General features: G+C 67.8%; 22 protein-coding genes and 1 tRNA gene. 12 read left to right on the forward strand and 11 right to left on the reverse strand.

Annotated features, from left to right (window positions below; all coding sequences use genetic code 11):
* Nucleotides 1–2: 2 nt before the first annotated feature.
* The gene (locus ASF51_RS08375) at nt 3–188 is read right to left on the reverse strand and encodes a hypothetical protein (RefSeq protein ID WP_055927370.1); all 186 of its coding nucleotides are present in this window, start codon (nt 186–188) and stop codon (nt 3–5) included.
* Between the two features lie 191 nt (nt 189–379).
* Between ASF51_RS08375 and ASF51_RS19050 the strand changes: the two genes are divergently transcribed.
* Entirely contained in the window at nt 380–631 is a 252-nt protein-coding gene (locus tag ASF51_RS19050) for a tyrosine-type recombinase/integrase (protein WP_157412054.1), read from the forward strand.
* A gap of 29 nt (nt 632–660) precedes the next feature.
* Here the strand turns inward: ASF51_RS19050 and ASF51_RS08380 are convergent.
* Nucleotides 661–733, reverse strand: a tRNA-Lys gene (locus ASF51_RS08380).
* A 57-nt stretch (nt 734–790) separates the two neighbouring features.
* Here ASF51_RS08380 and ASF51_RS08385 point away from each other — a divergent pair.
* The 7 genes from ASF51_RS08385 (at nt 791) to ASF51_RS08415 (ending at nt 7,385) form a co-directional block, all read left to right on the forward strand.
* Nucleotides 791–1,420: a hypothetical protein gene (locus tag ASF51_RS08385; RefSeq protein ID WP_055927373.1), complete on the forward strand. Its 630-nt coding sequence runs from the start codon at nt 791–793 to the stop codon at nt 1,418–1,420.
* Nucleotides 1,421–1,763: 343 nt separating this feature from the next.
* Nucleotides 1,764–2,915 carry a glycosyltransferase gene (locus ASF51_RS08390; RefSeq protein ID WP_082479631.1) on the forward strand — a complete coding sequence of 384 codons (1,152 nt, stop codon included), beginning with the start codon at nt 1,764–1,766 and terminating at the stop codon, nt 2,913–2,915.
* Nucleotides 2,912–3,988 carry a glycosyltransferase gene (locus tag ASF51_RS08395; RefSeq protein WP_055927375.1) on the forward strand — a complete coding sequence of 359 codons (1,077 nt, stop codon included), beginning with the start codon at nt 2,912–2,914 and terminating at the stop codon, nt 3,986–3,988. The genes ASF51_RS08390 and ASF51_RS08395 overlap by 4 nt, the downstream gene beginning before the upstream one ends.
* Nucleotides 3,985–5,010, forward strand: a complete 1,026-nt coding sequence (locus tag ASF51_RS19570; RefSeq protein ID WP_055927377.1) for a glycosyltransferase — start codon at nt 3,985–3,987, stop codon at nt 5,008–5,010. Before ASF51_RS08395 ends, ASF51_RS19570 begins: the two co-directional genes overlap by 4 nt.
* A complete protein-coding gene (locus tag ASF51_RS08405) occupies nt 5,007–5,840 on the forward strand; it encodes a galactosyltransferase-related protein (RefSeq protein ID WP_055927379.1) in 834 nt (277 codons plus the stop codon). The genes ASF51_RS19570 and ASF51_RS08405 overlap by 4 nt, the downstream gene beginning before the upstream one ends.
* An 85-nt stretch (nt 5,841–5,925) precedes the next feature.
* The gene (locus ASF51_RS08410) at nt 5,926–6,522 is read left to right on the forward strand and encodes a sigma-70 family RNA polymerase sigma factor (protein ID WP_082479633.1); all 597 of its coding nucleotides are present in this window, start codon (nt 5,926–5,928) and stop codon (nt 6,520–6,522) included.
* Nucleotides 6,522–7,385, forward strand: coding sequence for an anti-sigma factor domain-containing protein (locus tag ASF51_RS08415; RefSeq protein WP_055927385.1), 864 nt, complete (start codon nt 6,522–6,524; stop codon nt 7,383–7,385). The genes ASF51_RS08410 and ASF51_RS08415 overlap by 1 nt, the downstream gene beginning before the upstream one ends.
* A 105-nt stretch (nt 7,386–7,490) precedes the next feature.
* Here the strand turns inward: ASF51_RS08415 and pstB are convergent, their stop codons facing one another.
* From pstB to ASF51_RS08455, 8 genes are all read right to left on the reverse strand, one after another.
* Nucleotides 7,491–8,270 carry a phosphate ABC transporter ATP-binding protein PstB gene (gene pstB / locus ASF51_RS08420; RefSeq protein WP_055927388.1) on the reverse strand — a complete coding sequence of 260 codons (780 nt, stop codon included), beginning with the start codon at nt 8,268–8,270 and terminating at the stop codon, nt 7,491–7,493.
* Nucleotides 8,271–8,287: 17 nt separating this feature from the next.
* Nucleotides 8,288–9,376: a phosphate ABC transporter permease PstA gene (gene pstA, locus ASF51_RS08425; RefSeq protein WP_055927391.1), complete on the reverse strand. Its 1,089-nt coding sequence runs from the start codon at nt 9,374–9,376 to the stop codon at nt 8,288–8,290.
* 2 nt (nt 9,377–9,378) lie between these two features.
* On the reverse strand, nt 9,379–10,362 hold the full coding sequence (gene pstC / locus ASF51_RS08430; protein ID WP_055927394.1) for a phosphate ABC transporter permease subunit PstC: 984 nt from the start codon (nt 10,360–10,362) through the stop codon (nt 9,379–9,381).
* A gap of 119 nt (nt 10,363–10,481) precedes the next feature.
* Nucleotides 10,482–11,576 (reverse strand): phosphate ABC transporter substrate-binding protein PstS, encoded by a 1,095-nt coding sequence (pstS, locus tag ASF51_RS08435; protein WP_055927396.1) that lies wholly within the window; start codon nt 11,574–11,576, stop codon nt 10,482–10,484.
* Nucleotides 11,577–11,697: 121 nt separating this feature from the next.
* The gene (locus ASF51_RS08440; RefSeq protein ID WP_055927398.1) at nt 11,698–12,624 is read right to left on the reverse strand and encodes an NUDIX domain-containing protein; all 927 of its coding nucleotides are present in this window, start codon (nt 12,622–12,624) and stop codon (nt 11,698–11,700) included.
* A gap of 22 nt (nt 12,625–12,646) precedes the next feature.
* Nucleotides 12,647–14,827 carry an RNA degradosome polyphosphate kinase gene (locus ASF51_RS08445; protein ID WP_055927400.1) on the reverse strand — a complete coding sequence of 727 codons (2,181 nt, stop codon included), beginning with the start codon at nt 14,825–14,827 and terminating at the stop codon, nt 12,647–12,649.
* 12 nt (nt 14,828–14,839) lie between these two features.
* Complete coding sequence (mshD, locus tag ASF51_RS08450; protein WP_055927405.1) at nt 14,840–15,757, reverse strand: mycothiol synthase; 918 nt, start codon at nt 15,755–15,757, stop codon at nt 14,840–14,842.
* On the reverse strand, nt 15,726–16,418 hold the full coding sequence (locus ASF51_RS08455) for a response regulator transcription factor (RefSeq protein WP_055927408.1): 693 nt from the start codon (nt 16,416–16,418) through the stop codon (nt 15,726–15,728). The genes mshD and ASF51_RS08455 overlap by 32 nt, the downstream gene beginning before the upstream one ends.
* A gap of 63 nt (nt 16,419–16,481) precedes the next feature.
* Here ASF51_RS08455 and ASF51_RS08460 point away from each other — a divergent pair, with 63 nt between their 5' ends.
* The 4 genes from ASF51_RS08460 to ASF51_RS08475 all read left to right on the forward strand — a co-directional run bounded on the left by ASF51_RS08460 (nt 16,482) and on the right by ASF51_RS08475 (nt 19,816).
* A complete protein-coding gene (locus ASF51_RS08460) occupies nt 16,482–16,736 on the forward strand; it encodes a hypothetical protein (RefSeq protein ID WP_157412055.1) in 255 nt (84 codons plus the stop codon).
* A 162-nt stretch (nt 16,737–16,898) separates the two neighbouring features.
* Nucleotides 16,899–17,504, forward strand: a complete 606-nt coding sequence (locus ASF51_RS08465; protein ID WP_055927412.1) for an FABP family protein — start codon at nt 16,899–16,901, stop codon at nt 17,502–17,504.
* 5 nt (nt 17,505–17,509) lie between these two features.
* Nucleotides 17,510–18,667: a folate-binding protein YgfZ gene (locus tag ASF51_RS08470; RefSeq protein WP_055927415.1), complete on the forward strand. Its 1,158-nt coding sequence runs from the start codon at nt 17,510–17,512 to the stop codon at nt 18,665–18,667.
* A 6-nt stretch (nt 18,668–18,673) separates the two neighbouring features.
* A complete protein-coding gene (locus ASF51_RS08475) occupies nt 18,674–19,816 on the forward strand; it encodes an aromatic acid exporter family protein (RefSeq protein WP_235497168.1) in 1,143 nt (380 codons plus the stop codon).
* A 20-nt stretch (nt 19,817–19,836) separates the two neighbouring features.
* Here the strand turns inward: ASF51_RS08475 and ASF51_RS08480 are convergent, their stop codons facing one another.
* Nucleotides 19,837–20,646: a trans-aconitate 2-methyltransferase gene (locus tag ASF51_RS08480; protein ID WP_055927418.1), complete on the reverse strand. Its 810-nt coding sequence runs from the start codon at nt 20,644–20,646 to the stop codon at nt 19,837–19,839.
* Nucleotides 20,647–20,694: the final 48 nt, after the last annotated feature.

Below are 20,694 nucleotides of genomic sequence, written 5' to 3' on the forward strand. Positions count from 1 at the left end.
ACCTACTTTGGTCGGCGCAAGATGTTGTCGACTTCGCTCCCGGGCAGGTACTTGTCGCCCAGCTGCTCGAGGTTGTGCTTGCGGAGGAACGCCACCTTCTCGGCGCGGCTCTGGAAGCAGACGGCGAACCAGAGCGCGCGGTTGTCGAGGTCGCGGGCGGCCTCGTGTAAGGCACTCCGAAGAACCACGGCCGACGCAGCGTGCCGTTCCCGGCTTTCCTCGAATCAATGCTGGCGAACAGGTGCGAGGGCAAAACGCGTGACGGGCTCGTATTCACGGCGCCTGCCGGGGGACCGCTCCGCAACCGAAACTGGAAACGCCGCTCGTTCCAGGCCGCCATGGGACAACTCGTCGAGGCGCACCCCGACGTGTGCCCACCATGACGCCGCACGACCTTCGACACACCGCAGCGAGCTTGGCCATATTTGCCGGCGCGAATGTAAAGGCTGTCCAGCGGATGCTCGGTCACGCCTCAGCGGCCACGACGCTCGACGTCTACAGCGACCTGTTCGACGACGATCTAGACGCCGTTGGAGACGCCCTCAGTAACGCGGGCCATCCCTCAATTGTGGGCAGACCGTGGGCAGAACGCCCAAACGGCGATGCTCCGGTAACTGCGATTCGTCCCTGAAATCCTGTAATTTCGGGGGTGTTACACGGTGGGCCCCGCCGGGCTCGAACCGGCGACCCGCGGATTAAAAGTCCGATGCTCTACCAACTGAGCTAGAGGCCCGCAGCGACTAATCTAGCGCGTCTTTGACCTCGGATCGAACCGAGGCAGGATGGATGCATGACAAGCGAGCATCGCAAACCGGCACTCTTCGGCGGATCGGAGTTCGAGGCGTTCAAGGGCGGCGAGGATCCGGCGCAGATCTCCCGGCTCGCGCACGACACGGCCAGCGCCCTGCTGGGCCGCGTTCGCGCCGATCCCGACCCTGGCGTGATCGACAGGCTCATCGAATACACCGACCTTCATGGCATCGACGCCATCGCCGAGCTGTGGTCTAGGGCCTCGTCGCACAGCCTGCCGGGCGCGCTGTGGCGCATCTACCTGCTGCGCGCGCTGATCAGGCAGGATCCCGAGCAGTCGAGCTACCTCTTTCAGAAGGGCAGCGAGCTCAGCGTCACCATCGACCCCGTCGTCGCCGGGGCCACCTCGCCGACGGGCCCGAAGGAGATCACGGCGCTCGCCGATCAGATCCTGCGCGGAATCTTCGATGGTGATTTCGCCGTCGCGCTCGAGAGGGCGGCAGCGTTCTGCCGCATCATGTCGCTGGGAACGGTGGCCGAGGCCGACGACACCGAATCGGATTCGGGGGAGCGGGCATCCGAGTTGACCGTGCGCGCCAACCGCTTCGCAGAGACCGCATCGGAGTTCGCTGTCTGCGCAAAGTTGTGGAGAACGGACAGCCTCGACTGAAGTCGGGTATTGTCGTATCTCGCCGGGCCGCGGTAACCCCGGGCTCCAATTTCCGCCGTTACGAACGGCCTTCCGCCGAGAGGCGTTCCGCGGCCTGGCACCCTCTTCTCTCCCGAGTAGGTCGAGCCTCGCTCACGTAGATCAGCTTGTCGCTTTTGGCAAGGGGCAAATCGAATCTCGCGGCCGAGTGGCATGCTGATTTTGGGCGCTGCAGGACAATCCCGGCGCACCAGAATCCACGCGGGTCGTAAGGGGGGAGACGTTCATGACGCGCCTTCTTCCGCATCCCCCGCAGGATCGATCCTCGTCACCGGCAGGAGCTGTCTCGCCTATCCATCACGGCGTGCAGCCGCAACTCGTGCGGATCGCATCCGTTCCCGCATCCCATGTCTACGTGCGGCACATCGCGCCGATCGACGGCGATATCGCCGCACCCGGCGGGCCGGCGGCCGCAGCCCGCGACGGCGGTGTGCGTGTCGTGCGGCTGGCCGATCCCCACCCAGACGATCCCAGCCGTTCTGCCGAGCAGCGGTGGTGGCCCCCGGTCATGCTCGACGCCGACTGGGTGCGCGAGCACGCCGACGAGTTCGACATCTTTCATCTGCAGTTCGGCTTCGATGCGCGAACGCCCGCTGAACTCCGCGATCTCGTGGCCGAGCTGCGCCGGCAGGGCAAGCCGTTCGTGTACACGGTGCACGACCTCCGCAACCCGCACCACCGCGACCGGGCAGAGCATGACGCCCAGTTGGATGTGCTCATTCCTGCCGCTGACGCCGTGATCACCCTGACCGACGGCGCCGCTTACGAGATCAAGCGCCGATGGGCTCGTCGCGCCATCGTGCTGTCGCATCCGCACGTGGTCGATTTCGAGACCATGCGCAGCATCCAGCGCGCCAGACTCGACGGCCAACGCGACAGGGCTCGTCACGATGACGACCCCTACCGCATCGGCCTCCATCTCAAGAGCCTGCGCGCGAACATGAACCCCGTTCCCGTCATCGGCGCGCTGCTCGAGGCGATCGACCGTCTGCCGGGAGCCGTGCTCCAGATCGACGGGCACCGCGACATCCTCGAGCCGACCGGGGCACGCTACGACGACGAGCTCGCCCAGCTGTTGCGCACGACCGCTGAAGCCGGGCGTATCGACCTGCGCATCCACGACTACTTCGACGACGCGCAGCTCTGGCACTATCTCGCCTCGCTCGATCTGTCGGTGCTGCCCTACCGCTTCGGCACGCACTCGGGCTGGCTCGAGGCCTGCCGAGACCTCGGTACGGCCGTGCTCGCACCCAACTGCGGCTACTACCGCGACCAGGCGCCGGTGCTGCTGTACCTGCAAGACGACGACGGCCTCGATGCAGAGTCGCTCGGCTCGGCCGTTACCCGCGCCTACTACGAGCGACCGCTCTTCTCCATCACGGTCGACGAGCGCAGACGTCAGCGCGATGCCGTGTCGGATGCGCATGCCGCGCTCTACCGCGATCTCCTTCGATGACGCGGGCGCTCCGCATCTGCCTCATCGCCTCCAGCCGGTTTCCCGTCGCCGAACCGTTCGCCGGAGGGCTCGAGGCGCACACGCACAGCCTGGCCACCGAGCTGATCCGTCGCGGGCATGAGGTCACGCTCTTCGCCGCTCCGGGGTCCGACACGAGGCTCGGCGCCCTGCACCTCGACGTCGAGGAATTCACCAGCAGCCCGGCCGCCAGAGCCGACGTCGGCGCACGCCCAGAGCAGTGGATGCGCGAGCACCACGCCTACCTGAAGCTCATGCTCGACCTCAGTCGCAACCCGGGAATGTACGACATCGTGCACAACAACAGCCTCCATCACCTGCCGGTCGCGATGGCCGAGGCAACCGGGCTCCCCTTCGTCACGACCCTGCACACGCCGCCGGTTCCCTGGCTCGAGTCGGCCGCCAAACTGGCGTCGCCCAGCCTCGCGTACGCGTCGGTGAGTCGACACACGGCAGGCGCATGGCGTCACGTCGTCGAGAGCACGGTCATCCATAACGGGGTCGACACGAACGCGTGGATGCCCGGGCCGGGCGGTCCGGCCGCCATCTGGTTCGGGCGTCTCGTTCCCGAGAAGGCGCCCCACCTGGCGATCCGCGCCGCGCGGGCTGCGGGCATGGACCTCGACCTCGCCGGTCCGAGCCTCGATCGGGCCTACTTCGACGCCGAGATCGCGCCCCTTCTCGACGACAGGACCCGCTATCTCGGCCATCTGCGCCACGAGCAGCTCATGCAGGCCGTCGGGCGGGCGGCCGTCTCGGTGGTCACGCCCAGCTGGGACGAGCCCTACGGCCTCGTGGCCGCGGAGTCGCTGGCCTGCGGCACGCCCGTCGCGGCATTCGCCCGTGGCGGCGTGCCCGAGATCCTCGACGAGCTGTCGGGCAGGCTCGCCGCGCCCGACGACGTCGAGGCACTGGGTGCGGCGATGGTGGTCGCATCCGGCCTCTCGCGCGACGATGCCCGGCACCGCGCCGTCGTGGCCTGCTCGCTGGATCGCATGGTCGACGACTACGAGGAGCTCTACCACTCGCTCGTGCCCGCGGAGCTCGCGGCGTGATCGGCTACTACATCCATCACCAGGGTCGCGGTCACCTCAACAGGGCCATGGCGATCGCGGCCGAACTCGACCAGCCTGTCACCGGGCTGTCGTCGCAGCCCCGCCCCGTCGGCTGGGTCGGCGACTGGATCGAACTCGCGCGCGACGACGAGGGAGCCGCTCCGCACGACGTCGACGCGCACGGCCGCCTGCACTGGGTGCCGTTGCACGATCAGGGTCTGAGCGACCGGATGGCCCAGGTCTCGCACTGGATCGCTGAGTCGAGGCCCCGCGTGATCGTCGTCGACGTGTCGGTCGAGATCGCCCTGCTCGCCCGACTGTTCGGCATCCCGGTCGTCTCCGTTGCTCTTCCGGGCGTGCGCGACGACGAGGCGCACCGACTCGGCTACGACATCTCGGCGGCGATCATCGCGGCCTGGCCGCAGGAGGCCGAGGGAATGATCTCCGGCCTCAGCGCGCCGGCCCGGCGCCGGCTGCACTGCGTGGGCGCGATCTCGCGCTTCGGCGGCCGGGCGAACGAGCGGCGCCCTCCTGCGACGCCCGACGCGCCGCGGCGCCTGCTGCTGCTCGGCGGTGCCGGGGGCAGCTCCCTCGACACGGCCACGATCGCTGTGGCGCGGGAGGCAACTCCCGACTGGCACTGGACCGTGCTCGGCAGCCGCGGAGGCCGCTGGGTGGAGGACCCGTGGCCGGAGATCTGCGCGGCCGACGTCGTCGTGACGCACGCGGGCCAGAACGCGCTGGCCGATGTGGCGGCTGCGCGGCGCCCCGCGATCGTGATCCCCGAGTCGCGGCCGCACGAGGAGCAGACGACGACCGCATCCGTGCTCGCAGGGAGCAGTCGGTGGCCCGCCCTCGTGCGATGGAACTTCCCCGTCACCGGGTGGCCGACTCTTCTCGACGAGGCCCTCGGTCTCGACGGCGAGCTGTGGGACGGGTGGAACGACGGACTGGGGGCCCGGGTCGCCGCGGCCGTCATCCAGCGCGAGCTGGCGCAGGCGCCCGCAGGGGAGCCCGCGTGACCCGGGTCGCCGTCGTCACGGTGGTTCACGGGCGGCATGCGCATCTCGACCTGCAGAGGCAGGCCGTGGCCCGCAGCCAACGGCGTCCCGACGACTACGTGGTCGTGGCCGTCGACGACCCGATCGAGCTCGTCGCGGGTGGTGTGCCCGACCGCGCGCCCGTTAGTGTGGTGCGTCACCCGGCGCATCCGCTCGGCCTGCCGATCGCGGCGGCGAGGAACGCGGGCGCCGACGCGGCGCTCGCGGCCGGTGCCGACGTGCTGGTCTTCCTCGATGTCGACTGCGTTCCGAACCCAGCCCTGATCGGGGCCTACGAGGCCGCAGCGGCCTCGCTCGAGCTGCGCGGCGACATCCTGTGCGGCCCCGTCGCCTACCTGCCCCCCGCGCCGTCACACGGCTACGACCTCGACACGATCGAGACGCTCGCCGAACCGCACGCTGCGCGCCCGGCGCCCGAGTCGGGCGAGGTCATCCGAGGGGGAGACCACGATCTGTTCTGGTCGCTCTCGTTCGCGGTGACCGCCTCGACCTGGCGGCGTATCGGGGGCTTCGAGGAGTCGTACGTGGGCTACGGCGGGGAGGACACGGATTTCGCCGCCACCGCCGCGCACCGCGGCATCGAGCTCGCCTGGGTGGGTGCGGCGCGCGCCTTCCACCAGCACCACCCTGTCGAGTCGCCCCCGGTGTCGCACCTCGACGACATCCTGCGCAACGCGGCCCTGTTCCATGCCCGGTGGGGACGGTGGCCGATGGGCGGCTGGCTGGCCGCATTCGAAGAGGCCGGTCTCATCGCGCACAGCCCGGTTCAGGGCGTCTACGAAAAGCTCTGAGGCTCGACCAATCCGACATCGTACCCGCACCGAATCATTGGTGTGAACGGACCACGAACAACAGGCCTCAGGTGGGAAACCTGTCATGCTTAAGCTCGTGACCTCTGATAGCGACCACGACGGTACCCCGATGGAGGCGCTCGACACAGTCGAGAGCCTGCTGCTGCGGGTCGCCGACGGCGATCAGAGATCATTCGCCGAACTGTATGACCGCATCGCACCGCGGGTTCTCGGCCTCATCAAACGACTGCTGATCGACCACGCGCAGTCTGAAGAAGTGGCTCAAGAGGTGTTTCTCGAGATCTGGCGCACGGCAACACGGTTCGATCCTCAGCGCGGCGCCGCCCTCTCCTGGGTTCTCACGATGGCGCATCGCAGGGCGGTCGACCGCGTCCGCGCGTCGCAGTCCTCCCACGATCGCGATATCAAGATCGGTATCCGCGATGTCGACCGCGAATACGATCAGGTGGCCGAATCGGTCGAGATCAGAATCGAACATGAAAGGGTGAAGAGAGCAATGACTCAGCTGACTGAACTGCAGCGCGAAGCCATCTCTCTGGCGTACTACGGGGGATACAGCCATAGCGAGGTCGCCAAGATCCTGGCCATTCCGATCGGAACGGTCAAGACGCGCCTGCGCGACGGCATGATCCGCCTTCGAGACGAAATGGGAGTTGCCTGATGTCTGCACACGACGACCCCCGCCTCAACACCGGAGCCTTCGCTCTGGGCGCCCTGACTCCCGAAGAGCTCGACCGATTCATCGCAGCGTCGGAGTCGGATCCCGACCTCGCCGCGGAGGCCGATGGGCTCAGCGCCACGGCCGTTCTCCTGGGCCTCGCGTCGACTCCCGTCGAGCCGTCGGCGAAGCTGAAGGTCGACATCATGGCCGCCATCGCGTCGACCCCGCAGCTTCCTCGCGAGACGGTCAGCCCGGTGTCCGATTCGTCGGTGTCCGACGGCCGGTCGGTCTCCGACGACACCGTCTCTGACAGCACCGTCTCCGACGGCACGGCGGATGCTCCGCGCCCGGTCGTCGAGACCGGTGCGGCCCAGCAGAGGGCGCAGACGCGCTGGTTCGCCCGGCCCGCCACTCTTCTCGTCTCGGCGGCAGCCGCGATCGCCCTGTTCGTCGGAGGCGGCTTCGTCGGCTCCGCGATCACGGGCGGCACCCCTGTCGTGGTCGACCAGCAGGCGGCGGGTCTCGCCGAGATCTACGCGGCGTCGGACACGCAGTCGCAGCGGAGCGAGGTCGACGGCGGCGGTGTCGCCACGCTGGTGTGGTCGAACGAGCTCGGACGCTCCGCGGTCGTCGTCGACGGTCTCGAACCCCTGCCGGCCGGCAGCGTCTACGAGGCCTGGTACATCAACGATGCCGGAGCGGCCCCCGCGGGCACCTTCGACGCCACGGGCGCCCACAAGACGTCGTGGCACCTGCTCGACGGAACGATGTCGGCCGGAGACACCGTGGGCGTCACGATCGAACCCGCGGGCGGATCGAAGACGCCGACCACGACGCCGATCGTCGCGATCGCCAGCGCGTAGTCGCCGTTCCCTGAGCCCACCGTTCCCTGAGCCTGTCGAAGGGCACAACAACAACGAAGGCCCCCTCATACCGAGGGGGCCTTCTGTGTTGCGCGTGGAGACTCTTTAGCCGAAGCGACCCGAGACGTAGTCCTCGGTGTCCTTGACGGTGGGGTTCGAGAAGATGGTCGTGGTGTCGTCGTACTCGATGAGCTTGCCGGGCTTGCCCGTGCCCGCGATGTTGAAGAACGCGGTGCGGTCGGAGACGCGGCTGGCCTGCTGCATGTTGTGCGTGACGATCACGACCGTGTAGTCGTTCTTCAGCTCGCCGATGAGGTCTTCGATGGCGAGCGTCGAGATCGGGTCGAGAGCCGAGCAGGGCTCGTCCATCAGGATGACCTCGGGCTCGACCGCGATGGCGCGGGCGATGCACAGGCGCTGCTGCTGGCCGCCCGACAGGCCGGAACCGGGCAGGTGCAGGCGGTCCTTGACCTCGTTCCAGAGGTTGGCGCCGCGGAGCGACTTCTCGATCAGGTCGTCGGCGTCGGACTTCGACATACGACGGTTGTTGAGCTTGGAGCCGGCGAGCACGTTGTCGCCGATCGACATCGTCGGGAACGGGTTCGGCCGCTGGAAGACCATGCCGACCTGACGGCGCACGAGCACGGGGTCGACGCCCGGGCCGTAGAGGTTGTTTCCGTCGATCAGAACCTCGCCCTCGACGCGGGCGCCGGGGATGACCTCGTGCATACGGTTGAGCGTGCGGAGGAAGGTGGATTTGCCGCAGCCCGACGGGCCGATGAACGCGGTGACGGTTCGGGGCTCGATCGTGAGGCTCACGCCTTCAACAGCGAGAAAGCTGCTGTAGTAGACGTTGAGGTCGTTTACTTCAATGCGCTTGGACAACGTGGGTTCCTTTAGGGTTAGCGGCCGAGCTTGGGGGAGAAGATGCGGGCGATGACTCGGGCCGCGAGGTTGAGCAGCATCACGATCAGGATCAGGGTCAGGGCCCCGGTCCACGCTCGGTCGAGGTACGCCTGGGCATCCGAGCCCGGGTTGGCGTACTGGGTGTAGACGAAGACAGGCAGGGTCATGACCCGTTCGTTGAACATGTTGTAGTTCATGCTCTGCGTGAAACCGGCGATGATCAGCAGCGGGGCCGTCTCACCGATGACGCGGGCGATGGCCAGCATCACACCGGTGGTGATTCCGGCGATCGAGGTGGGCAGAACGACCTTGACGATCGTGAGCCACTTGGGCACACCGAGGGCGAAGGATGCCTCGCGCAGCTCGTTCGGAACGAGCTTCAGCATCTCCTCCGTCGAGCGTACGACGACCGGGATCATGAGGATCGAGAGCGCGACGGCGCCACCGAAGCCGAACCGGATTCCGGCCACTCCGGTCAGCAGGGCGAAGAACGCGAACGCGAACAGACCGGCGACGATCGACGGGATGCCGGTCATCACGTCGACGAGGAACGTGATCGCCCTGGCGAAGGTGCCGCGGCCGTACTCGACCAGGTAGATGGCGGTCAGGAGGCCGATCGGCACCGAGATGAGCGTGGCCCAGCCGGTGATCTGCAGCGTTCCCATGATGGCGTGCAGGCCGCCGCCGCCCTCGCCGACGATGTTGCGCATCGTGTAGGTGAAGAAGGTGAGGTCGAAGCGGTGTGCACCGTTGACGATCGTGGTGAAGAGCAGCGAGATGAGCGGGAGCAGCGCGATGATGAAGGCCAGCGACACCAGCGAGGTGACCATGCGGTCTTTCGAGCGGCGCACGCCCTCGTAGAGGCGGGACACCACGGTGAGCACGATGACGAAGAGCACCGTTCCGAAGAAGATGGTGCCGACGATGTTGAAGTCGGCGGTCACACCGGCCATCATCAGCAGGCCGAAGATGACGCCCATGACGATCCAGCTGCCGACGAGCAGCAGCCACGGCGTGGCCTTGGGCAGCTTGCCCGCGGTGAGCGTGTTGGTCATGGGAGGGGCGGGGACGGTTGTCGTGGTCATGATTAGTTGGCCCCCGAGAATGCCTTGCGGCGGTTGATGATGTAGCGGGCGATCGAGTTCACGATGAGCGTGATCACGAAGAGGATCAGACCGGATGCGATCAGCACGTTCACGCCGACGCCGTGCGCCTCGGGGAAGTTGAGGGCGATGTTCGCCGCGATCGTCGACGGGTTGGTCGATTTGAGCAGGTCGAACGAGAAGCCGCCCGAGACCGAGAGCACCATGGCGACGGCCATGGTCTCGCCGAGCGCGCGACCGAGGCCGAGCATGGATGCCGAGATGATTCCGGGGCGGCCGAAGGGCAGCACGGCCATCTGGATCATCTCCCAGCGGGTGGCTCCGAGCGCCAGGGCGGCCTCCTCGTGGAGGCGCGGCGTCTGCAGGAAGACCTCGCGGGAGAGGGCGGTGATGATCGGGAGGATCATGACCGCGAGAACGATGGCGACGGTGAGGATGGTGCGGCCCGTGCCGGAGACGGGCCCGGCGAGGATCGGGATCCAGCCGAAGATGTCGACGACGGTGGAGTAGAACGGCTGCACGAACGGCGCGAGAACGGTGATGCCCCAGAGACCGAAGACGACCGAAGGTACGGCGGCGAGCAGATCGACCACGTAGCCCAGACCTGCCGCGAGGCGTCGGGGGGCGTAGTGCGAGATGAAGAGGGCGATGCCGATGGCTACGGGAACAGCCATGAGCAGGGCGAGGAAGGCGGCCCAGATGGTGCCGCCGACGAGGGGGGCGACGTAGGCCCAGAAGCTCGAGGGGGAGCCCTTGATCTCGGCAGGATCGGCCACGAAGGCGGGGATCGACTGCACGATCAGGAAGAGGGCGACCAGGGCGAGGATCGCGAGGATCAGACCGCCGGCGACGATCGTAGAGGTCGAGAAGATCACATCGCCGGGGCGCTGCTTCGCCTTGATCCGTTCCGGAGCGGCCGCGGGAACCGGCGGCTTCGCGTCAACGGGCTTGGGGGGTGCTGTCGTCATGAGAGCTGGGGTCCTGTCAACCGGTGTTCAGGGAGGAGGGGGTGGGACTGTTTCGGGCCTAAACCCGCGATCTGTCCGGCCCCGACGCGAGTCGGGACCGGACAGAGTGTGAAGCGGTGTTACTTGATGGTCGCGATCGCGTCGGCGACCTTCGAGGCGAGGTCGCTCGAGAGCGGCGCGGCGCCGGCGGAGGTAGCGGCCTCCTGCTGGCCCTCATCGCTGGCGAGGTAGCCGACGTATGCCTTCACGAGCTCGGCCTGGGCCGGGTCCGCGTACTCCTGGCAGGCGATGATGTAGCTCACCAGCACGAGCGGGTAGTGCGACGGGTCGGTCGTCTCGCGGTCGAGCGAGATGGCGATGTCGTTGGCCTCGCGGCCCTCGACCAGCGGCGACTCCTCGACGACGGCCGCTGCAGCCTCGGCGGAGTACTCGACGAATTCTTCGCCGACCTTGATCTTGGCGACACCGAGGTCACCGGCCTTCGAGGCGTCGGCGTAGCCGATGGTGTTGCTGCCGTTGGTGACGGCCTGGATGACGCCCGAGGTGCCCTGGGCGCCCTCACCGGTCTGGAAGGGGAACGCGTCAGCGGCCTTCTCGGCCCAGTCGGAGGGAGCGACCTTGCCGAGGTAGTCGGTGAAGTTCTTGGTAGTGCCCGAGTCGTCGGAGCGGTGAACGGCCGTGATCGCTGCGCTGGGGAGCGTGGCGTCGGGGTTCAGTGCCTTGATGGCCGCGTCGTCCCAGGTGGTGATGGCGCCGGAGAAGATCTTGGCGAGGGTCGATGCGTCGAGGTTCAGCTCGTCGACGCCTTCCACGTTGTAGACGACCGCGATCGGCGAGATGTAGACCGGCAGGTCGATGGCCTTGGTGTCGGCGGCGCAGCTGGCGAAGGCGCCCGAGAGCTCCTCGTCGCTCAGCGCGGAGTCGGAACCGGCGAAGGCGGCGGCGCCCGAGATGAAGCTCTCGCGGCCGGCACCCGAACCCTGGGGGTCGTAGTTGATGGTGACGTCGGGGTTGGCGGTCTGGAACGCGGCGATCCAGGCTTCCTGGGCGCTGCCCTGGCTCGAGGCGCCGATACCGGTCAGCGTGCCGGTCAGGGTCGAGGCGGACTCGGTCGAGTCGCCGGCGGCGGGCGCCTCGTTGGCGGCGCAGGCGGAGAGCGCCAGCGCGGCGGTGAGGAAGAGTGCCGCGGGGGCGGCGATACGCGAAAGCTTCACTGAAAAATCCCTTTCAGGGTTTCTATTGCTGGGGATGGGCCGGTGCATGGCCCTCAGTGAACCTAACGAGCGCGCGTAACCAATCTCTCCTGATCAGGTAAACGGGAGGTGAACAGCGCCCTCAGCGGGGGACGTGCGTCTCGATGGCGATGATGCCCGCCCCCGGGCGATCCCTCGAGAGGTGGATGACCGTGTACCCGGCCACGGGCAGGTCGCCGGCCCGAGAGATCGAGGCGAGCTTGGTGCTGCCCGTGGCGAGCGCGACCTCGCGCATGATCTCGGGAAGCACGGGGCCGTGACTGCACAGGATGCTCGTCACCCGTCGGCGCACGCGCTTGCCGACCTGGCTCCGGATGTCGCTGGTGCCGTTCTCGAACGCGTCCTGGGCGATCGAGTCGGTCTTCTTCACGGTGATGCCGAGCGCCTCGGCCGTCGGCGCGACCGTCTGCTGGCAGCGCAGCGCGGTCGACGATCGGATGACCGCGGGGCCGAAGGCGCTCAGGCCGGCGACGATGGACTGCGCCTCGAGCTCGCCGCGATGCGTCAGCGGGCGGGCGGAGTCGCGTCCGTCGAAGTCGAATGCGGGAATCGCCTTGGCATGGCGGAGCGCGATGATGGCGAAGGTGCTCATGAGCCCGTCGTCGACGAGCGCCTGGAAGCGCTTGAGGATCTCGGCGTCGCGCTTGTAGCTGATCGATGCGAGGGCCCTCGCCACGGGCATCCACTCGAGGGCGGCGACCTCGTTGTTCGGCACGAACGTGGAGTTGAGCACGGCCTCTTCGGTGACCTCGGCCGCCCAGTAGTGCACGACCTTCTCGCGATGGTTGGGCATCACGTAGTTCGTGACCCCGAGCGGCACACCGAGGGCGACCTTGAGGCCGGTCTCCTCGGCGATCTCGCGCACCGCGGTCTGCGGCAGCACCTCGCCGGGATCGAGCTTTCCCTTGGGCAGGGAGACGTCTTTGTGGCGCGTGCGATGGATCAGGAGCACCTTGATCTTGCCGTCGACGACGCGCCAGCAGACCGCTCCCGCGGCGAAGACAGTCACTGGCCCGCTTCCCCCGCTCGGATCACCGACTGATTCCGCTTCGCTTGCGCCGCTTGGAGATCTGCTTCATGACAACGTCCTGCAGATCGACGAGCGGGTTGCCGTCGGCGTCGATGCTGCGACGAACCCAGTCGCCATCGGGGCCGAGGGTCCACGACATGGTGTTCTCGTCCATGGCCAGGTCGAAGAGCTCGCTGATCTCGCGAAGGTGATCGCTGCTCGTCAGCCGCACGAGGGCCTCGACGCGGCGGTCGAGGTTGCGGTGCATCATGTCGGCGCTGCCGATCCAGGTCTCCGGCTCGCCCGCGTTGACGAAGGAGAAGATGCGCGAGTGCTCGAGGTAGCGTCCGACGATCGAGCGCACGGTGATGTTCTCGCTGAGGCCGGGAACGCCCGGCTTGATGGCGCAGATTCCGCGCACCCAGATCTCGACGGGAACGCCGGCCTGGCTCGCACGGTAGAGCGCGTCGATGATCGCCTCGTCGACGATCGAATTGACCTTGATGCGGATGCCGGCGGGCAGCCCCTGCTCGACGTTCGTCGCCTCCTGGGCGATGCGCTTGAGCAGGCCCTTGCGCAGGTGCAGCGGGGCGACGAGGAGGCGCTTGAACTTCTTCTCGATCGCGTAGCCCGAGAGCTCGTTGAAGAGTCGGGTGAGGTCTTTTCCGACCTGGTCGTCGGCCGTCAGAAGACCGAAGTCCTCGTAGATGCGGCTGGTCTTCGGGTTGTAGTTGCCGGTGCCGATGTGGCTGTAGTGGCGCAGCACGCCCTTCTCGCGGCGGATCACCAGCGCGAGCTTGCAGTGGGTCTTGAGGCCGACGAGGCCGTACACCACGTGCACTCCGGCCTTCTCGAGCTTGCGGGCCCACGAGATGTTGGCCTGCTCGTCGAATCTCGCCTTGATCTCGACGAGGGCGAGAACCTGCTTGCCTGCCTCGGCGGCATCGATGAGGGCCTCGACGATGGGGCTGTCGCCCGAGGTGCGGTAGAGGGTCTGCTTGATCGCGAGCACGTGCGGGTCGGCCGCGGCCTGCTCGAGGAACGCCTGCACACTCGTCGCGAACGACTCGTAGGGGTGGTGGAGCAGCACGTCCTGGCGCGCGATTGCCTTGAAGATGTCGGGCTTGGCGTTCGGTTCGCTCGGCTGAAGGGCGACGGAGGTGGTCGGAACCCGCTTGGGGTAGTGCAGCTCGGGGCGGTCGATCTTGCCGAGGTCGAAGAGGCCGGCGAGGTCGAGGGGAGCGGGCAGTCGGTAGACCTCCTGCTCGGTGACGTCGAGCTCGCGAACGATGAGCTCGAGCGTGCGATCGTCCATGTCCTCCGTCACCTCGAGCCGGATGGGCGGGCCGAAGCGTCGGCGCAGCAGCTCCTTCTCGAGAGCCTGGATGAGATTCTCGGTCTCGTCCTCGTCGACCTCGACGTCTTCGTTGCGAGTCACGCGGAAGACATGGTGGTCGAGCACCTCCATGCCGGGGAACAGGTGGCTGAGGTGGTTGGCGATCAGGTCCTCGAGCGCGATGAGGCGCACGTTCGTCTCGTCTTCGGTCTCGTCGACGCGGATGAAGCGCGGGATGACCTGGGGCACCTTGAGGCGGGCGAACTCCTCCTTGTCGATCTTGGTGTTGCGCACCCGGATCGACAGGTTGAGCGAGAGGCCCGAGATGTAGGGGAACGGGTGCGCCGGATCGACGGCGAGCGGCATCAGAACGGGGAAGATCTGAGCGGAGAAGTAGTCGCTGAGGCGCGAGCGGTCGTCTTCGTCGAGGCTGTCCCACGTGACGATGTGCACGCCGGCCTCATCGAGGGCCGGCTTGACCAGCTCCTGGTATGCGCGTGCATGCCGCAGCTGGAGTTCGTGGGCGGCGCGGGAGATGTCTCCGAGCACATCGACGGGCTTGCGGCCGATGTTCGTGGGCACCGCGAGGCCGGTGGCGATGCGGCGCTTGAGGCCGGCGACGCGCACCATGAAGAACTCGTCGAGGTTCGACGAGAAGATCGCGAGGAAGTTGGTGCGTTCCAGCACCGGAAGCGTCGGGTCCTCGGCGAGTTCGAGCACCCGCGTATTGAACGCGAGCCAGCTGAGCTCGCGGTCGAGGTAGCGGCCTTCGGGAAGGGACGGATCGTCGAGGATCTCGATGATCTCGTCGTCGTCGTCGAAGTCCGAACCGAAGTTCGAGTCAAGGAGGATGTTGTCGCCGCTCATGCAATCATCATGTCATCCGGCGAGCGGACGCCGATACTGGACATCGACCGTGTGGTCGGCGAATCCGAGCGACCGGTAGAGATGCACGGCACCGACGTTGTCGGCGTCGACATAGAGCGCTGCCGTCGAGATTCCCCGCTCGCGCAGGCGATCGAACGCGTGCCGCATGAGCGTGCGCCCGAGTCCCCGTCCGGCGTACGCGGAATCGACGCCCACCACGTAGATCTCTCCCGGCTCCTCTGGCCTCTCGATCTTGAGCCAGTTGTAGGCGATCAGCCGGTCGTCGTGCCTGGCGACGAGAAAGTCGCCGGCGTCGAACCAGGGCTCGGCCATGCGCGCGTGCAGGTCGTCGAGCGTGATCGAGCCCTGCTCGGGATGATCGGCGAAGACCCGGGCGTTGAGCTCGACCCACGCCTCATCGTCGACACCGGGCCGGAACGCCTCGATGACGACCCCCTCGCCGTTCCCTGAGCCTGTCGAAGGGGAGCCCCCGTTCCCTGAGCCTGTCGAAGGGGAGTCCTTCGAAGGGCCCGGCACCGGCATCCGCAACTGATATAGCGTGCGCACGGCCTCGAACCCCGTGCGCGCGGCCAGGATGCGACTGGCCGGGTGATCGCCGTGCGCCCAGCCGGCGATCGCGGGCTCCGCACCGTCGAGGATGCGCTCGAGCAGGATCGTGCCGAGCCCGTTGCGCCGGAACTCGGGGTCGACGACGAACTCGAATTCGCCCTCGCCCACGATGACGGCTCCGGCGATCACGTCGCCGTGCTCGGCCACGATCAGGGCCCTGGCCCCGGATGCCGCGTCGACGAGCGCCTGGTCGTTGAACGGCGGCTGGCCGTCGACGAGCGACGATCGGGAGATCAGCCGAGTGAACGCCGCCCCGAGCTGGGAGGGGCTACTTGCCCTGAGTTGCAGCGATGCGCTCATTGTCGTCTTCGAAGAAGTTGAAGCGGTAGCCGACGTTGCGCACGGTGCCGATGAGGGATTCGAGGTCGCCGAGTTTGGCGCGCAGCCGCCTCACGTGCACGTCGACCGTGCGCGTTCCTCCGAAGTAGTCGTAGCCCCACACCTCGGAGAGCAGCTGCTCCCGGGTGAAGACGCGCGACGGATGCATGGCGAAGAAGCGCAGGAGCTCGAACTCCTTGAACGTGAGGTCGAGGGGTCGGCCGTGCACTCTGGCCGAGTAGCTCGCCTCGTCGATCACCACGCCGGATGCCTGGATCTTCGAGGTCGACTGATCCTGCACCTGTCGGCCGATGGCGAGGCGGATGCGTGTGTCGACCTCGGCGGGACCCGCCGTCTCGAGAACGACGTCGGCCGCGCCCCAGTCGGCGCTCACCGCGGTGAGGCCGCCCTCGGTGATGATGAGCAGAATCGGCACCCCGACACCCGTGGTGGTGAGGATCTTGCACAGCGAACGTGCCGAGGCGAGATCGTTGCGGGCGTCGACGAAGATGAGGTCGCAGTTGGGTGTGTTCACCAGCTGCGCGGGTTCGGCGGGGATCTGCCTGGCACGGTGGCTCAGGAGAGAGAGTGCCGGCAGAACCTCGCGGTCGACCGCAGAGGTCAGTATCAACAGCTGCGCCACGTATGGTCCTCCAAGAAAGCCTGCCGTCATACTATCGGGCAGAATAGGAGGGTGAGTCTCCTGATGAAGAGCGTAGTGCCGGTCTGGCTGGTGGCCGTGATCGGTGCCGTCGCCGTCGCCGCGCTCGCCGACCCCCGCAACTACCTCGTCTTCCTGCCCGTCGTGCTGGGGGTGTGCACCCTCCTGACCTTCGGCATCCAGCTGGGCATCCGGCGGAAAGAGGGCTACGTCAATCGGGTGACGGCCAGCGCCACCGGCGCCGTCGTCGTGCTGGCGGTGGCCACGATCATCCTCGCCCCCCTGGCTTTCGCCGCCTAGAGCCCACCGCCTCCGCGGGCACGAGTCGGGTTAGGATCGAAGCATGGAATCGTACGTCGCGCTCGAACTCTTCTTCGTGGGACTGCTCGGTCTCGCGAGCCTGGCCATCGCCTGGATCTCGGGCATGGTCATCTTCAAGCTCTTCCGCGGCCAGCGCTGACCGTGATCGAACTGCCCATCGGGCTCAACGCCGAACTGGTTCCCCTCTCGTGGCTGATCGGCGTCTGGGAGGGCACCGGAGTCATCGACTACTCGATCGGTGACGAGAAGGTCACGCGCGAGTTCGGGCAGCGCGTGAGCTTCAGCCAAGACGGACTGCCCCACCTCAACTACAACTCCTACGCCTGGCTCATCGGCGAAGGAGACGACGAACCCACGCCGCTCGCGACGGAGACCGGCTACTGGCGGCTGAGCCGTCCGCTCGTCGAGGCCGATCCGGGCCCGGGCATGCTGCCTCCGGCCGAGCAGAGGCCGTTCACGACAGCCGACGAGGTCGAGACGCTGCGCAACGCGACGAACGGCTTCGACGTCGAGGTCGCCCTGGTGCACCCCGGTGGTGTGATGGAGCTCTACATCGGCCAGGTCGCCGGAGCACGCATCGACCTCTCGACCGACGCGGTCATCCGCTCGCACGGCGCCAAGGAGTACACGGCCGCTACGCGCATCTACGGCCTCGTCGACTCCCACCTGCTGTGGGCATGGGACATCGCCGCCCTTGGGCAGAGCCTCCGCACCCACGCCTCCGCTCGTCTCGCCAAGACAGATTGACTGCAATGACCTCAGCTCCCTCCCCGTTCCTCGGCCTTCCCGGCGCAGTCGATTCGGCGGGAGCCGACAAGGGAGTGCCCGCCCACTACGGCAATCCCGTCGCCGAACAGCGCACGCTGCTCGCCGGTGCCATCGTCGACCTGTCGCACCGCGGAGTCATCTCGGTCAGCGGCGCCGACCGCCTCACCTGGCTCAACTCGCTGACGAGCCAGAGCCTCACTCGGCTGGCACCGGGGCAGTCCACGGAGTCGCTGCTGCTTGGTGTCTCCGGACGAGTCGAGTTCGACATGCGCGTCGTCGACGACGGCGACACGGCCTGGCTCCTGGTCGACGCCGATGAGCTTCCGGGCCTGCTCGCGTGGCTGCTCAAGATGCGCTTCACCCTGCGGGTCATCGTCTCCGACCGCACGGCCGACTTCGCCACGCTCGGCTCGATCGGCGAGTCGAACCCGGTTCTGGATGCCGTGGCCGCGTCGCCGAACGGCGTCGCCCTGGTCTGGCGCGACCCCTGGAGCGCCGTCTCCGAGGGCGGTCACCAGTACGCGCAGATCGAGGAGCACCCCGGAGCGGAGTGGCTGTGGCGCGAGACGCTCGTGGCCCGCGACGAGCTCGTCGCCCTCGCCGATCGTGCCCGTGCCGGCGAGGTCGCCGTTGCGGGAGTGCTGGCGGCCGAGGCCCTGCGCATCGCGGCCTGGCGTCCTCGCCGTGCGACCGAGGGAGACGAGAAGACCATCCCGCACGAACTCGACTGGATGCGCTCCGCCGTGCACCTCTCGAAGGGCTGCTACCGGGGCCAGGAGACCGTGGCGAAGGTGCACAACCTCGGCCACCCTCCGCGGCGCCTCGTCTTCCTGCACCTCGACGGAACCGACAATGTGCTGCCCGCGCCGGGAGACGACGTGGTTCTTCCCGCGCTGCCAGACGCTCCCGCGGGCGGCGAGCCCGACGTCGTCGGGCAGGTCACGTCCAGCGGCATCCACTACGAGCTCGGTCCCGTGGCGCTCGCGGTCGTGCGACGCTCCACTCCGGTCGATCGCGATCTCGGGGTTCTGAGCGACGGCATCGTCGTGGCGGCGGGCCAGGAGGTCATCGTGCCGCCCGAGGCCGGGAGCGTCGTGGGCCGCATCCGTCGCATGCCGCGACTCGGCGTGATGCGGCGCTAACGCGTCGTGCGCCACCTCTCGAAACCGGGCGCGGCCGCGCGTCGACTGCGACGTGCCGTCGCATCGAGCGGCCTCCCGGGTGCCGTATACGCCCCGGGGGCGTCGATCGACCGACTGGTCTCGAGTGCGCCCGCGATCGTGCAGATCGTAGTCGCGGTCGTCATCTCGTTCTCCATCTCCCGGTACCTGCTGGGGCACCCCGCACCCGTGACGGCGGTGACCGTCACGATCTCGAGCCTCGGTTTCATGCGGGATGCCCGACCGCTGCGCGTGGTCGAGACGGCCCTGGGCGTCACCCTGGGCATCGCGCTGAGCGAGGCGATCGTGCTCGGATTCGGCCAAGGGGTCTGGCAGCTCGCCGTCGCCCTCGGCGTGACGCTCACCGTGGCGCGGCTCCTCTCGCCGGCAGCCTCCTTCGCGATCGTCGCGGGAGTGCAGTCCGTTCTGGTGGCGGTGCTGCCCGTTCAGGCCGGCGGCCCGTTCACGCGTACGATCGACGGCGTCATCGGCGGCGCGATCGCCCTGCTGTGCACGGCGCTCATCCCGCGGGATCCGCGGCGCGGGGCGCTCCGCGACGCGAAGAGATTCCTCTCGGCCTACATCGACGTGGTCGCCTCGCTCGCGGCGATCCTCCGGGTCGGCAGTGAGACCGAGACGGATCGTGTTCTCGAGCAGGCGCGTCGCACGCAGCCCCTCGTCGACTCGTGGCGCACATCGCTCGACTCCGCGCTCGCGATCGCCCGGATCTCCCCGTTCCTACGGAAACACCTCCCCGAGCTGCAGCGGCAGCACGTGATGCAGCAGCACATGGATCTGGCGATGCGCAACCTGCGCGTAGTCACACGCAGGCTGTCCGTACTCGAACGCGACGGTCGCCCACGACCTGAGATCGCGGAGCTGCTCTCGGGCGTCGTGGGAAGCGTGAACCTCCTCGCGCAGAGCCTCGCCGATCCGCAGCTCGAGCCGCTCGTGAGGCAGAACCTCATTCTGATCGCGGTCAGGCTCCACCCCTCACGGCTGCTGCCGGGCCAGCCTCTGGCCGAGACCTCCGTCGTCTTCGCTATGCGACCCCTGGTGATGGACCTGCTGATGGCCTCGGGCCTCAGTGCGGAGGAGGCGCGGGCGTCGATGCCCGACATGTCGGTCTGAGGCGCGGGAGCCCTCGGGCGTCAGACCGGCGCCACCTGCGACCACGGAACCGTGAGCTCACCGAGCCGCCTGCGCGACCGGGCGCCGAGGATCGACCAGCCGGCGGCATCCAGGGCCTCGATCGAGGCGAGCCATCGCTGGGTCGCGCCGTACACGCCCACGCCGGCGTTGTGCTGCCACGCCCTGTCGAGCTCGCTGAGCAGGGCGTGCACCGGCTGGCCGGGCACATTGTGGTGGATGAGCGACTTCGGCAGCCGCTCGGCGACGATCGAGGGCTTCTCGAGGTCTGCGACGCGCAGCGAGATCGTGAAGGTCTGCGCACCGGCCGAGGTCACGGTGATCCAGCTGGAGACGCGGCCGATTTCGTTGCAGGTGCCCTCGACGAGCACGCCTTCCGGCTGCAGGCGCGAGACCATGCGTCGCCAGGCCTCCGGCACCTCCGACTCGTCGTACTGTCTCAGCACGTTGAACGCGCGGATGACGGCGGCGAGGCGGCCGTCGGGCAGCGGTGTCTCGAACCCTCCGAGGGCGAACGAGACGCGGGCATCGGGGGAGAACGTGGTGGCGCCGGCCCGCACCCGGGCGAGCTGCTCGGTCGCGGTGCGCACCCTGTCGGGCGAGATCTCGAGGCCGACGACCTCGACGTCGGAGCGCACGCGGGCCAGCCGGTGCTGCAGCTCGAACGCGGTCACGCCGCTGGCGCCGTAGCCCAGGTCGACGACCAGCGGGTCGTCGGTTCGGCGCAGCACCGGGAGTGTGGTGATGAAGCGGTCGACACGGCGCAGACGATTGGTGTTCGTCGTTCCCCGTGTGATTTCACCGATCGGCATGCTTCCAGTTCACCACGAATGACAAGGTCCGCCGCCCCTAGACTTGGG

The sequence above is a fragment of the Agreia sp. Leaf283 genome (assembly GCF_001422485.1).
Classification (GTDB): domain Bacteria; phylum Actinomycetota; class Actinomycetes; order Actinomycetales; family Microbacteriaceae; genus Agreia.

Bases quoted from the DNA above. Each gene is read 5' to 3' on its own strand.
- ASF51_RS19050 (WP_157412054.1), top strand. From the start codon at position 380: ATGACGCCGCACGACCTTCGACACACCGCAGCGAGCTTGGCCATATTT.
- ASF51_RS08385 (WP_055927373.1), top strand. From the start codon at position 791: ATGACAAGCGAGCATCGCAAACCGGCACTCTTCGGCGGATCGGAGTTC.
- ASF51_RS08395 (WP_055927375.1), top strand. From the start codon at position 2,912: ATGACGCGGGCGCTCCGCATCTGCCTCATCGCCTCCAGCCGGTTTCCC.
- ASF51_RS08410 (WP_082479633.1), top strand. From the start codon at position 5,926: ATGCTTAAGCTCGTGACCTCTGATAGCGACCACGACGGTACCCCGATG.
- ASF51_RS08415 (WP_055927385.1), top strand. From the start codon at position 6,522: ATGTCTGCACACGACGACCCCCGCCTCAACACCGGAGCCTTCGCTCTG.
- pstA (WP_055927391.1), bottom strand. From the start codon at position 9,376: ATGACCACGACAACCGTCCCCGCCCCTCCCATGACCAACACGCTCACC.
- pstC (WP_055927394.1), bottom strand. From the start codon at position 10,362: ATGACGACAGCACCCCCCAAGCCCGTTGACGCGAAGCCGCCGGTTCCC.
- ASF51_RS08445 (WP_055927400.1), bottom strand. From the start codon at position 14,827: ATGAGCGGCGACAACATCCTCCTTGACTCGAACTTCGGTTCGGACTTC.
- mshD (WP_055927405.1), bottom strand. From the start codon at position 15,757: ATGAGCGCATCGCTGCAACTCAGGGCAAGTAGCCCCTCCCAGCTCGGG.
- ASF51_RS08460 (WP_157412055.1), top strand. From the start codon at position 16,482: ATGAAGAGCGTAGTGCCGGTCTGGCTGGTGGCCGTGATCGGTGCCGTC.
- ASF51_RS08470 (WP_055927415.1), top strand. From the start codon at position 17,510: ATGACCTCAGCTCCCTCCCCGTTCCTCGGCCTTCCCGGCGCAGTCGAT.
- ASF51_RS08480 (WP_055927418.1), bottom strand. From the start codon at position 20,646: ATGCCGATCGGTGAAATCACACGGGGAACGACGAACACCAATCGTCTG.